Raw genomic sequence first — 11,996 nt, forward strand, 5'->3', positions numbered from 1 at the left:
TTTATTTTAATCTAGGGTATTTCCATCAGGCTTGTGCCAAGATGAATCCATAGAGCTGTCTAGTAGGGTGCGCCAGCGATTGCTCGATCGCCAATGATAAAGTAACTGTGTTCTGGCGCACCGTACTAAGCTGTAGAATATTGCAAAATATCCACGATCGCATCGCACAAACATTATAACTATACAACTATGGTACTCACCCCAGATAATTCAGACATCTCTCGTTTGGTAGGAGACAATTCTTCTGAAAATATTACACTTGCACCAGGACAACTTGCTAGTTTTTCTGGGGGACTTTGGATGCTGGGCGGCAATGATACTGTCAGGGGATCGTCAGATGCAGAACGGATTTTCGGCAACGATGGTAAAGACAGCCTGTTAGGCGGTGTCGGCAGTGATTCTATTTACGGTGGCAAAGATGATGACGATATTTTGGGAGAAACTGGCGAGGATATCTTGACAGGAGATAGAAATAGGGATTTCCTTGATGGGGGTGCGGGAAATGATTTGCTGCGCGGAGGACAAGGTGTTGATTTATTAGTTGGCGGTGACGGCAACGATACTTTAATTGGCGACAGAGATGTGGATATTTACAAAGGTGGTGGGGGTAGCGATGTCTTTGTTTTTAGAGTCGATCAAGCGGGAATCAGAGTAGTTGGAATTGAAGTTCCTGACGCGGTAATTGTGGATTTTGATCAGTCTAACGATTCGATTGGAATTAGTGTGGAATTTACCAACAGCAATATATCCTTGGAACAGGTAAGTTATAGCTTAAACGATCCGAGACTGCAGCAGATCGAGCCTGCAACTATAGCGGAGGGAACGAGTTTCTTAGCCAAGGGCGGCATCTCGCGGCAAAGTCTCGATCCCGATGGCAACGGCAGCGTAGAAGCTACTAATATTAGATTTGGTTTTACTAATGCTTTGTTGGGTACTGTGTTGAACGTGACCCCAGCCGATTTAAACGGCCGTTTTATTAGTGCTAATTCTTTGCTTTGAAGCAGCTAATTGATTAATTATCTCTCAAGAACTAGCCAGATGCCCGTTCCACAAAAAAACTTAGTTTTTGTGGAACAGGCATCTTGATTGTTCTTCAGTTGCCCTTTGCCATTGCCCACTGCATCAAACCGGGGAACAACCGATAAGCTTCCGACGCCAAAAAAGCAGGGCCGACGGTAACTTCTCCACGCTGATTTTTCACAGCATCCCAGATAGCTTGAGCAATATCTTCTGGTTTAGTTGCCCACTCAGATTTCACCATTTTGGTCATTTGTTGGCGGCGCAATTCGACTGCGGCTTCGTCTCGAGCGCGAAATTGAGCTCTTTCTAAAAAATCGCTGTTAATCAAGCCCGGATGCACGGCGCAAACGTGAATGCCTTGAGGCCCTAATTCCAATCGCAAACTTTCTGTTAAACCGGTTACTGCATATTTGCTGGCACAATAAGCAGTCATTTGAGGCAAAGGCATTTTGCCGCCAATGGAACCAACATTGACTATTGTGCCTGTTTTTCGTTCCAAAAAATGTGGCAAAATTTCTTGAATTGTGTTAACGCAGCCCCAAAAATTGGTATTCATTAATTGCTGCCAGTCTTCGGAGGTAGTTTGCTCGATCGCCCCCGCGAGACAAATGCCAGCATTGTTAACCAAAACATCAATGCTGCCGCAGGCATCTAGGGCTTTTTGGACGAGCGCGCGCACTTGTTGAATGTCGCCAACATCCCCCGGAATAGCAACAGCGGAAGTGCCTTCTCGCTGCACTTGAGCCGCTGCTGCTGCCAATCTCTCTGGCTGGCGAGCTACCATAATTACATCGTAACCTTTACTGGCAAATAAAATTGCTGTTGCTTTGCCGCTTCCTTGAGAAGCGCCTGTAATCAAAACTGTAGGAGCCATAGATAGTTATAAATTTTAAGTGGGTAATTTGTTTTTTGCGATATTGAAACTATAACAGAGGTCACGTAATTTTAGGCGCGCTCTAGATTAATAATTATTTACTAGAGGATTTTTTTTGTTTCGCGAACAGGCTTTTTTTTAACGAACCGCGAAGGCGCGAAGGACACGTTCGGCGAAGCCGTTGCCGAAGGGTAGGAAGAGAGGAGAAGAGAAGAGAAAGAGTTCAGATTTGTGCAAAAATTGCTATGTATATATTACTTTAGGCAGTTACCAATTACGAATTATCCCCAAAATGAATCTTCCGAAACCAACGCCGAATTGGTCGATCGCCCTAGTGTTAATTATCGGCGTTTTAGCCGTCTCAACTTCCTCGATATTAATTCGGCTGGCTAACTTTTCAGCAGGGGCGGGTGGCTTCGGTTTCAGTCTGGTACTCGCGGCCTCTCGCCTGACTTTATCTGCTTTAATTCTGCTTCCGGCTTGGCGGAAAATTCAGTGGAACGCCCTGCAACCGGGAGCTCGGCGCTATGCTGCTGCTGCGGGTTTGTGTCTGGCCCTGCACTTTGCCCTTTGGATTACCTCACTTTCTTATACTTCGATCGCCGCCTCGACTGCCCTCGTCACCACTAATCCTGTCTGGGTAGCGCTGTTGTCGCGCTTCTGGTTCGGGGAAAAACTCAGCAAAATGTCGATCGCTGGCATTACTATAGCGCTGGCTGGGGGAATGGCGATCGCCCTCGGAAGTGCGGGCGCAGCCCATGCTGGCAGCAGCCAACTGCTTGGCGATTTCCTGGCTCTGGCTGGTTCCTGGGCTGTCAGCTTGTATTTGCTGCTGGGCCGGGAAGCTCAGCGGCGGGGACTGGGAATTGGTGGCTATATCGCGATCGCTTATACTGTTGCTGCGATCGTCCTGCTGCCTCTCCCCTTCGCCTTCGGCACTACTTATACTAACTACCCCGACATTGTATATTTTTATATTTTGCTAACGGCCGCTTTGCCTCAGTTAGTCGGCCACACCATTTTGAACTGGGCCGTAGTGCAGATTTCCCCAACTCTGGTAACTCTTGCGATCTTGTTTGAACCGGTTGGGGCGAGTTGGTTGGGTTATTTGCTGTTTGGGGAAGTGCCGGCGTCGGCGGTACTCGCAGGTGCTGCGGTGCTGCTGTTGGGGGTAGCAACCGCTACCGTCGGAGCAAAAAAAATCACAGTCAACAGTTAATATTTCAGATTTTTCAGCATTGCCACTACAGTTGCCGTGAGTCAGAATAAAACAGATTAGGGCTTAAAAACAAAAATAACTCGTCAGTTAAATATCGCTTCCAAACTATCAAATGTCTGACTAATGACTAATGACTAATGATACTCGGGTGCCTTTCGGAGAATAAAATTATGCTGCCAGAACAACTACAGCGCATCATCGGGTACTTTCTCGAAGAAGCCACAGAAAACATCCAAATCATCGAACAAGGCTTGCAGGGCCTGCAAAACACGGTGCCGGCTTCCCACAGGATGCACCAGCTCATTCGAGCCTCGCACTCGATTAAAGGGGGAGCCGCTATGCTCGGATTTAGCAGCATTCAGCGAATTGCCCACCGGTTGGAGGATTATTTAAAACTGCTCAGAGAATGTCCGATCGCCATTGATAGCAGGCTGCAATCGCTATTAACCCAAGTTTTTGATATTTTAGCAGCCCTCGTGTCCAAGGTTTCTAAGGGTTTTGGGCTCAACAACGAAGACGCAAACCAAATCCTCTCCCTCGCCGAACCGATTTTTGACGAACTCGACGCTTACCTGAGAGTGCTCATTCCCACTCGCCTGAGTGTCAGGGCTAACACCGATGAACACATTCACGTTTTCTCCGGTTACTGCACCTCCCTGGAGGAATTTTCCTCCGCCATTGCTTCGCGCATCGGTTTGCTGGGAGGCACTATTACCCGCCACGAACAGGAAGGCGAGGGCATACGCCTTTTTATTGACATTTACCTGCCGCCTTATAGCAGGATTGAAAACATCCGCCAAGCTGTCGAACTTTCAGGCGCTACGATCGGGACTGTTCAGACGCACCGCGATTTTTCGCTACTGGCGAGTGGAGATTATCCGGTTTACCAAAGTGCGATCGAACGTCCCGCAATTTGCGCCGGATGCCGCTACTATTACGGCAGAAGCGACGGCGGCTATCGACTCAACTGCACCATCCATCCCCGCGGCCCAGAAAAAGAAGAAGACTGTCGCGATCGCGAACCGGAATAACCGCTGAAAAATCAGCCTTCGGATGCACGATTTGCCACCTGAAAAACTTTCTTCTGAAACTCATCTTCTCCCTGATTCTCCCTGAAGCCTTTCACATTACCCCCTGCCAAATTCTTTTCGATCTCCTAGATAACTAAATCTTTCTTCCTTCCAAAACCTCCCCTAAAAGCTGATACCGCAATTCCAATTAATTGCATCATGCTCGCCGGATGCCCCACTGCCCAGATATTAATAGCCAGACAAGTGATTGCCATAACTAGCAAGATGTATGTCGGAGGCATGACTACCCCGATCGCGAACCAGGTAAAAACGTGAAATATCATTGCTGTAGCCCAAAGGCTGGCCACAAGCACAGAGGCCCAAACTTGCATTCGAGGTCGGTTTAGTCCTGTCAAAATCGCTGTCTGCAAAGTAGTCAGCAAGTTTGCCGGAACTAAGAAGGCACAGATAGCTATGCAGTAGGTATGAGAAAATTCTGTAACTGTATTGAAGTCGATCATCAGTCTAATTGTCGGGCCTGTTGGATATACTTAAAGAGCTTAGCGTGACTTGACTTTCAGATCTTGTCACCCTTACCTTAACTTAATATTTTCGTCAGTAGGCCGCTCTGGAGACGCATTTCTCTTCCCCTTTTCCTGCTGGCAAAATCTTACCACAAATATTAAAGTTTTGGGAAATTCTTAAACATACTTGAAGAATGGCAACAATTGCTATGATAATTAACATCGGGAAGCGATAGTATATAAGAGCCTAGTCGGTAAAAATTCTAGAAGGCTGAGGCGGCTTGAACAGCAACACATAGGGCAGGCTGATTTTCGACTTAATCATTTTTGATGCGCTGATTCTCGGATGATTGATTCTCAGTGTCCGTCCAGGGATCGATCCGTTATGCGATCGAACAATATGAGATTATTATGGAAAAGCCAATTTGCTCTCAAATCTCAAATCATTAGAACCCTCTCGACATTTTACAGCGGAAGACAAAGAAAATGGATCTACAAATCACAATTCCCGCACTCGAAGAAGTTGACTTGACAAACTGCGACAGAGAACCCATTCACATATCGGGGCACATTCAGCCGCACGGGGTGCTACTTGTTGTACGAGAACCTGAACTAGAAATACTGCAAGCCAGCGAAAATACGCAAGATTTGTTAGGAGTCGAGGCGGAAAGTGCGATCGGTCGAAATTTGAGCTTATTCTTCAATCGAGTTCAACTAAAAAAACTCAAGCTTTGTTTGTGCAATGAAAACTTAAAAACCGTTAATCCCATTAAACTCTCTGTCATAAACAAAGGTAAATATTTAGAATTTGACTGCATCCTCCACCGAGTAGAAGAAGTATTGATGGTAGAGTTGGAATTAGCCACAAGCCCAGAAAATCTTTCTGTTTTTAGTTTTTATCATTCAGTGAGAGCCACTATCAGCAAAATTCAAAGCGCCCAAAATCTCAAGGAATTATCTCAAATAACTGTAGAACAAGTCAGAAAAATATCTGGTTTTGATAGAGTGATGGTCTATCAATTTGACCACGAAGGCAACGGCGCTGTGATCGCTGAAGACAAAGCAGAAATGCTGAGTCCTTTCTTAGGATTAAACTACCCAAGTTCAGATATCCCCAAACAAGCCAGACAACTGTATACGTTAAATTGGCTGAGGTTAATCCCAGATATTAATTATCAACCCGTCCCCCTTGTTTCAGCAAACAATCATGTCACCACCCAGCCCACCGACCTCAGTTTCAGCGTGTTGAGAAGCGTTTCTCACATTCACATAGAATACCTGCAAAATATGGGCGTTGCAGCTTCGATGTCAATCTCATTAATCAAAGATAAAAAACTGTGGGGATTGATTGCTTGTCACAACTATACACCAAAATACCTCAACTATGAATTGCGCGCCGCCTGCGAATTTATCGGGCAAGTAATGTCCTTAGAACTGCAATCCAAAGAAGGAAACGAAGACTACGACTACAAACTACACTTAAAATCCATTCAAACCAAGATTTTTGAAGACATATCCACGTCCGAAAACTTGTCAGAAGTGTTAGTTAAATGTCAGCATAATTTGCTAGAAGCAGTCAACGCCCAGGGAGCAGCAATAGTATTTGGAGACAATTGCTATCAAGTAGGGCAAACACCTCAAGGAGAAGCGCTCAAATACTTAACTAATTGGGTGCAAGAGCATTTAAATAAAGAAATATTTTATACAGACTCGCTGACAAAATGCTATCCAGAAGCTGAGGAATTTAAAGACACGGCCAGCGGGTGTTTGGCCATAGCAATATCGCCGACTCAGAAAATATACGTTTTGTGGTTTCGCCCGGAAGTAATTAAGACAGTAAATTGGGCGGGCAACCCCAACAAACCAGTTCAAATAGAGGAAGATGGCAGCCATCGACTGTCTCCTCGGAAATCCTTCGAGCTGTGGAAAGAAAATGTAAGGTACAAATCGTTGCCTTGGAAAAAATGCGAAATAGACGCTGCATTGGAACTGAAAACAGCAATGATTAATATAGTGCTACGCCAAGTAGCCAAACTCGAAAAATTAAATAGAGCACTAGAAGAATCAGTCGCCAGAGAACGCGAAAAAACTGCTCATTTAAAAACAGCGATGTCCGAGCTTAAGCGGGCGCAAACTCAATTGGTGCAAAGCGAAAGAATGTCAAGTTTGGGACAGTTAGTGTCGGCGGTTGCTTATGAAGTCACTAACCCGATTAACTTCATCTACGGAAATCTTAGCTATGCTAATGAATACAGTCAAAAAATGATCGATTTATTGCAGCTTTACGACCAGCACTATCCCTCGCCTTCGCCAGAAATTCAAGCACAAATAGAAGCAGTAGAATTAGAGTTTATAGTTGAAGACTTACCGAAGTTGCTGGGTTCAATGAAAGTAGGAGCTAACCGCATCCGCGAGATAGTTCAGTCGCTGCGAAATTTCTCTAGAATTGACGAAGCAGACATTAAACCAGTTGACATTCACGACGGATTGGACAGCGCTTTGCTGATTTTGAGCAACCGACTCAAACCGAAGCCCGATCGCCCAGCAATTCATCTCATCAAAAAATATGGCTCCTTGCCTTTGGTTGAGTGTTACCCAGTTCAAATCAACCAAGTATTTATGAATGTACTGGCAAATGCAATTGATGCTCTCGAAGATGCCTTTGTCAACAATAATTTATTGTCCCACGGCGGGGAAAAAGAAGAGCCAGTTAAGTACGGACAAATTCGGATTGTGACTGAAATTTGTCCGGGAGAAAAAGCCGTAGCAGTTCGGATCGAGGACAACGGTTGGGGCATGACCCAAACAGTTCGCCAGAAAATATTTGAGCCGTTTTTTACCACAAAACCTGTGGGCAAAGGTGCGGGGATAGGTTTGACGATTAGCCACGAAATTGTGGTGGAACAACACGGCGGCAAATTGACTTGCATTTCAGCCCCCGGAGAGGGAACCGAGTTTATTATTGAGATTCCCTTGAACCAAACTCATCCCAAACCCATTGTCAAGTGAAAAAAAGTCCGCGCGAACGAAGCTATCCCGAAAGTAGGGAATCGACCAAATTCAAAAATCGAAAATTCGATTAAAATACAAAAGCAGCTAAGTAGATTTGAGCCAATTCTGAGGAAGCTAGTATGACTGAAAAAAAAACCGCCCAATGGGATGCCGGCCGGTTTCTCAAAACCTTGGCTTATTTCGGCGTCATTCCCTTCATTGGCAGCATTAGCTGGCTGCAACAACTCTTTGGAAGCAGCAGCAAAACTAAAAAAGACCAACCCAAACTGATACTGGTAGCCGGTGCCACCGGCGGCGTCGGGAAGCGAGTTGTCAAGCGGCTGCAACAGCGGGGATATAGAGTACGCTGCCTCGTCAGAGATGCTAAAAGAGCAACAGAAATTCTCGGCAAAAATGTCGAGTTAGTCGAAGGAGATATCACACTCCCAGAAACCCTAACACCGCTAGTAACCGAGGGCATAGAAGCAGTTATCTGCTGTACCGGCACTAAAGTTCAACCGATAGAAGGAGACACCCCAACCCGGGAAAAATATTATCAAGGCATCAAATTTTATATGCCGGAAGTTGTCGATGTTCCCGAAATAGTCGAATACAAAGGCATCAATAATTTAGTCCAAGCTGTTCGCAGCCAGGTAATAAAAGCAGGCGACAAAACAATTTTTGACTTCACAAAACCCAGCCAAGATTTGAAAGAAACTTGGGGTGCGCTAGACGATATCGTGATGGGCGGCACTAGCGAAAGTTCGATCGTACTTACAGACAATACAGCTATATTCACAGGCAATGTTTCTACTGCCAACTCGGGCGGCTTTGCTTCTGTGCGTACCCGCAACTTCGATCCTCCGCTCAATCTCGCAGGATTTAGCGGCCTCCAACTACGTGTGAAAGGGGACGGCAAGCGCTACAAATTGATTGTTCGTAACGAAGCTAAATGGGATGGAATTGGCTATTGCTATTCGTTTGATACTGTTTACAATATCTGGATTACTGTCACTGTTCCCTTTGATGAGTTAATTCCAGTATTCCGCGCGAAAACTGTTAAAGATGGCTCTAAATTTGATGCCAGCAGTATTTTTTCTTTTCAGTTAATGTTGAGCAAGTTTGAATATGACGGCGCGCTCAACCCGAAATTTACACCGGGTATTTTTCAACTGGAGTTAGAATCTGTTAAAGCTTATGGAGGACAGAATTTGCCGCGATTTGTGATGGTGAGTTCGGCAGGAGTTACCCGCCCGGGCCGCCCGGGAATTAACTTGGAAGAAGAACCGCCGGCAGTCAGAATGAATGATATGTTGGGGGGGATTTTGACTTGGAAGTTGAAAGGGGAAGATTGCGTGCGATCGAGCGGCATACCTTATACGGTTGTCAGACCTTGCGCTTTGACTGAAGAACCGGGTGGCAAAGCTTTAATATTTGAGCAAGGAGACAATATTAGGGGCAAAGTCAGTCGGGAAGATATTGCAGAATTGTGCGTGGAGGCTTTGGAACAACCGCAAGCTTGCAACGTTACTTTTGAGGTGAAAGAGGGGGAAAATGCCACTTCTCCCCGAGACTGGCAGGGTTTGTTTTCTGGAGTTAAATAACATATAGCACTTCTTAGTAAAATGGGGTACGCTTGGTGATTTATAACTGGTTCCCAGGCTAGGCCTGGGAATCAATGTCCAGAGGCTCTGCCTCGCTTGTTAGTAGGAAAATTGGAGGCAGAGCCTCTGGATATGCGTTACCAGGCAGAGCCTGTTAACGAGTAAAATGCGAGTTTTATAACTGGTTCCCAGGCTAGGCTTGGGAATCAATGTCCAGAGGCTCTGCCTCGCTTGTTAGTAGGAAAATTGGAGGCAGAGCCTCCGGATATGCGTTACCAGGCAGAGCCTGTTAACGAGTAAAATTACCAATTACCAATTACTATGTCTGTCACTTTTTCCCGACGCTATTTGACGCCTTATTTGTTTTTACTTCCGGCTTTATTTATTTTGAGTTTGACTGTTTTGTGGCCTGCGGTGCAAGCTTTTTATTTGAGTTTTACCAACTACGAATATGATTTAACTCAAATGCCGCAGTGGGTGGGTTTGAAGAATTTTTACAGGTTGTGGGGCGATCGCACATTTTGGCAAACTTTGACGAATACGCTGCTGTATCTCACCTGCGTTGTGCCTGTATTGGTTGTTGTGCCGTTGGGAATGGCGATTTTGTGCAACCAAAAACTTAAGGGGATGAACTGGTTTCGAGCCGCATACTACACGCCGGCGGTGATTTCCATGGTTGTCGCCGGGATTGCTTGGAAGTGGCTGTTTGCTGAGACTGGACTGCTGAATCAGTTGGGGGAATTGTTAGGTTTACCTCCGGTTTCTTGGCTGGCTAATCCGAAGTTAGCAATCTTTAGCGTCATGGCGGTTACTATCTGGAAAGGATTGGGCTATTACATGGTGATTTATTTGGCAGGGCTGCAAGCTATTCCGGCAGAACTTTATGAGGCGGCTGCTATTGATGGTTCTGATGGTTTGGGAAAGCACTGGGATATTACTGTGCCGCTGATGAAGCCTTATTTAGTTTTAGTTGCGGTAATTTCTGCGATTTCTGCTACTAAGGTTTTTGAAGAAGTTTATATTATGACTCAGGGCGGGCCTCGCAATAGTTCTAAGACTGTGGTTTATTATCTTTACGAACGGGCTTTTAAGGATTTGGAAATTGGCTATGCTTGTACGATCGGGCTGGTTTTGTTTTTGCTAATTTTGGGTTTGTCGATTTTGCAAGTTAGCCTTCAGGGTTTGACTCGCAATGATTAAGATTTATGACTGATTGGTAGTGACTGAGATATTGCACTATTCTCATCTCAAGAACAGGCAAGATGCCTGTTCCACAATACATCAAATTTTTTGTGGGGTGGGCGTCCCGCCCGCCCTTATAATTTATACTAAATTTAGACTTGAATCTCGTAGTAATGCGATCGCTCACGGCTTTGGGCAGGTCTTATTAGTGAAATCACAGGTATAAATATAGGGTTTCTGCCAGTTCAGAGGAATTTCTAATAAATCCCTGGTTCCGGTGATTCCCTGTCCCAGAAAGAGCAGCACAGCGATCGAGTTCAAGATCACATGGACAGTGCGCCAGCGATTTGAGCGGTCTTTGTAAATGTCTTCAATGATGGCAAGGGAGAAAACCATAATTAGCGCAGCGGCGATGCCAATGTAGTAGTGAGACCAATACCATTCATTGGTTCGCCGATAAACCCCATCTTGAGTGCCAAGAATCACCAAACCAGTACCTGTTAGCGTCGCAAATATGCCGCGCCATAAAGCGGGTGTAGCTCGATACAGCATGACCAAAGAGCCGACAGTTGCCACAAACATCAGGACAATGAAAATGACCTGAAAGGAGTTTTTACTCCAAACATCTTTGCTCCAAATATGCTCAAAAATCGGGTAGGCTAGACCCAACAGCGTCACTCCTACCACAGAACCTGACAGAATTCGACCTGCTTTGACGTGTTCTGGACCGACTACAGGTGGAATTTTGCTCTTGGTGTCGATCGCAATTTGCTTCCGACGCTGCATGGTTTGCCACGCCATATTGAGAACAATACCAAGCATAGGAAAAACAATCGCTACAGCTAAAATAGGATGCAGCAAAGCCAGAAAATCTTTAAATTCCATAGATCACCTTTTTCTTGAGGAGGGTTGGCTTCATTAACCCGGTTTTTGCTATACATAATATCATATCCGGTACTGTAACCACAGTAAGTTTGTAGTCAGGACTAATAGCGATTATTCACCCGCATAGAGAGGATAGAATTCCTGACTACAAACACGCTTTATGAAGGGTAACTCACCGGAAATGTGGATAAATCAGAAGATATATAGCCATCCTAAATCATTTGTGAATTTCTTACTCCCTCCCCTTGATAAGGGGAGGGTTGGGGTGGGGTAAAAAATTTACGACTTATTTAAGATTGCTATAGCAGTTGTCTATTGGGTGAGGTACAGCTTTCTCAATTACGCAATTACGCAATTACGCAATTACAATTACCTTGTTCTCAGGGAAATGAAAACTGCTGGCGGTAATGTCAGTGCCGGTTAGCCACTAATTCCCTGCATCACTTTGAGGTTATATGTTACTAAGCCTTTTAGTATGGAAGAACTCCTCGCGAGAGTGAAAGCACGTCTGCGCAGAACTCAACAAAATGACGCGGATAACTTACAATTTGAAGACCTAATCTTGAACGGTTTAACCCGTGAAGTTTATCGAGGCAGTCAACTAATTGAACTCACTGCAAAAGACTTGAATTTGGTAGAATTTAGGCTGTAAAATCCCAGTCAATTCCTTAGGCGAGCGCAGTTTAG

10 protein-coding genes are annotated in these 11,996 nt (G+C 45.2%); 7 read left to right on the plus strand and 3 right to left on the minus strand.

Annotated features, from left to right (window positions below):
• The first annotated feature begins 189 nt into the window (after positions 1 to 189).
• On the plus strand, positions 190 to 999 hold the full coding sequence (locus tag QUB30_RS06355; protein ID WP_333330702.1) for a calcium-binding protein: 810 nt from the start codon (positions 190 to 192) through the stop codon (positions 997 to 999).
• Positions 1,000 to 1,093: 94 nt separating this feature from the next.
• On the opposite strand, the gene QUB30_RS06360 is transcribed toward QUB30_RS06355, so the two are convergent.
• Positions 1,094 to 1,894 carry an SDR family oxidoreductase gene (locus QUB30_RS06360; protein ID WP_333330705.1) on the minus strand — a complete coding sequence of 267 codons (801 nt, stop codon included), beginning with the start codon at positions 1,892 to 1,894 and terminating at the stop codon, positions 1,094 to 1,096.
• 292 nt (positions 1,895 to 2,186) lie between these two features.
• Here QUB30_RS06360 and QUB30_RS06365 point away from each other — a divergent pair, with 292 nt between their 5' ends.
• Together QUB30_RS06365 and QUB30_RS06370 are read left to right on the plus strand one after the other, a co-directional pair.
• Positions 2,187 to 3,113 (plus strand): DMT family transporter, encoded by a 927-nt coding sequence (locus tag QUB30_RS06365; protein ID WP_333330708.1) that lies wholly within the window; start codon positions 2,187 to 2,189, stop codon positions 3,111 to 3,113.
• A 170-nt stretch (positions 3,114 to 3,283) separates the two neighbouring features.
• The gene (locus QUB30_RS06370; RefSeq protein WP_333330712.1) at positions 3,284 to 4,144 is read left to right on the plus strand and encodes an Hpt domain-containing protein; all 861 of its coding nucleotides are present in this window, start codon (positions 3,284 to 3,286) and stop codon (positions 4,142 to 4,144) included.
• Between the two features lie 125 nt (positions 4,145 to 4,269).
• On the opposite strand, the gene QUB30_RS06375 is transcribed toward QUB30_RS06370, so the two are convergent.
• A complete protein-coding gene (locus QUB30_RS06375; RefSeq protein WP_333330715.1) occupies positions 4,270 to 4,644 on the minus strand; it encodes a hypothetical protein in 375 nt (124 codons plus the stop codon).
• 489 nt (positions 4,645 to 5,133) lie between these two features.
• On the opposite strand from QUB30_RS06375, the gene QUB30_RS06380 reads away from it, so the two are divergent.
• From QUB30_RS06380 to QUB30_RS06390, 3 genes are all read left to right on the plus strand, one after another.
• Positions 5,134 to 7,656: an ATP-binding protein gene (locus tag QUB30_RS06380; protein ID WP_333330718.1), complete on the plus strand. Its 2,523-nt coding sequence runs from the start codon at positions 5,134 to 5,136 to the stop codon at positions 7,654 to 7,656.
• Between the two features lie 122 nt (positions 7,657 to 7,778).
• Entirely contained in the window at positions 7,779 to 9,242 is a 1,464-nt protein-coding gene (locus QUB30_RS06385) for a CIA30 family protein (protein ID WP_333330721.1), read from the plus strand.
• 321 nt (positions 9,243 to 9,563) lie between these two features.
• Positions 9,564 to 10,442 (plus strand): sugar ABC transporter permease, encoded by an 879-nt coding sequence (locus tag QUB30_RS06390; RefSeq protein WP_333330724.1) that lies wholly within the window; start codon positions 9,564 to 9,566, stop codon positions 10,440 to 10,442.
• A gap of 165 nt (positions 10,443 to 10,607) precedes the next feature.
• Here the strand turns inward: QUB30_RS06390 and QUB30_RS06395 are convergent, their stop codons facing one another.
• Positions 10,608 to 11,309 (minus strand): DUF4079 domain-containing protein, encoded by a 702-nt coding sequence (locus QUB30_RS06395; RefSeq protein WP_333330728.1) that lies wholly within the window; start codon positions 11,307 to 11,309, stop codon positions 10,608 to 10,610.
• Between the two features lie 475 nt (positions 11,310 to 11,784).
• Between QUB30_RS06395 and QUB30_RS06400 the strand changes: the two genes are divergently transcribed.
• A complete protein-coding gene (locus QUB30_RS06400; RefSeq protein ID WP_333330732.1) occupies positions 11,785 to 11,961 on the plus strand; it encodes a hypothetical protein in 177 nt (58 codons plus the stop codon).
• Positions 11,962 to 11,996: the final 35 nt, after the last annotated feature.

The sequence above is a fragment of the Microcoleus sp. BROC3 genome (assembly GCF_036702515.1).
Taxonomy (GTDB): domain Bacteria; phylum Cyanobacteriota; class Cyanobacteriia; order Cyanobacteriales; family Microcoleaceae; genus Microcoleus.

What these genes read in the sequence shown, in the direction of transcription:
- QUB30_RS06395 (WP_333330728.1), bottom strand. Translation starts at nt 11,309, where the DNA reads ATGGAATTTAAAGATTTTCTGGCTTTGCTGCATCCTATTTTAGCTGTA.
- QUB30_RS06380 (WP_333330718.1), top strand. Translation starts at nt 5,134, where the DNA reads ATGGATCTACAAATCACAATTCCCGCACTCGAAGAAGTTGACTTGACA.
- QUB30_RS06355 (WP_333330702.1), top strand. Translation starts at nt 190, where the DNA reads ATGGTACTCACCCCAGATAATTCAGACATCTCTCGTTTGGTAGGAGAC.
- QUB30_RS06390 (WP_333330724.1), top strand. Translation starts at nt 9,564, where the DNA reads ATGTCTGTCACTTTTTCCCGACGCTATTTGACGCCTTATTTGTTTTTA.
- QUB30_RS06385 (WP_333330721.1), top strand. Translation starts at nt 7,779, where the DNA reads ATGACTGAAAAAAAAACCGCCCAATGGGATGCCGGCCGGTTTCTCAAA.
- QUB30_RS06400 (WP_333330732.1), top strand. Translation starts at nt 11,785, where the DNA reads ATGGAAGAACTCCTCGCGAGAGTGAAAGCACGTCTGCGCAGAACTCAA.
- QUB30_RS06375 (WP_333330715.1), bottom strand. Translation starts at nt 4,644, where the DNA reads ATGATCGACTTCAATACAGTTACAGAATTTTCTCATACCTACTGCATA.
- QUB30_RS06365 (WP_333330708.1), top strand. Translation starts at nt 2,187, where the DNA reads ATGAATCTTCCGAAACCAACGCCGAATTGGTCGATCGCCCTAGTGTTA.
- QUB30_RS06370 (WP_333330712.1), top strand. Translation starts at nt 3,284, where the DNA reads ATGCTGCCAGAACAACTACAGCGCATCATCGGGTACTTTCTCGAAGAA.
- QUB30_RS06360 (WP_333330705.1), bottom strand. Translation starts at nt 1,894, where the DNA reads ATGGCTCCTACAGTTTTGATTACAGGCGCTTCTCAAGGAAGCGGCAAA.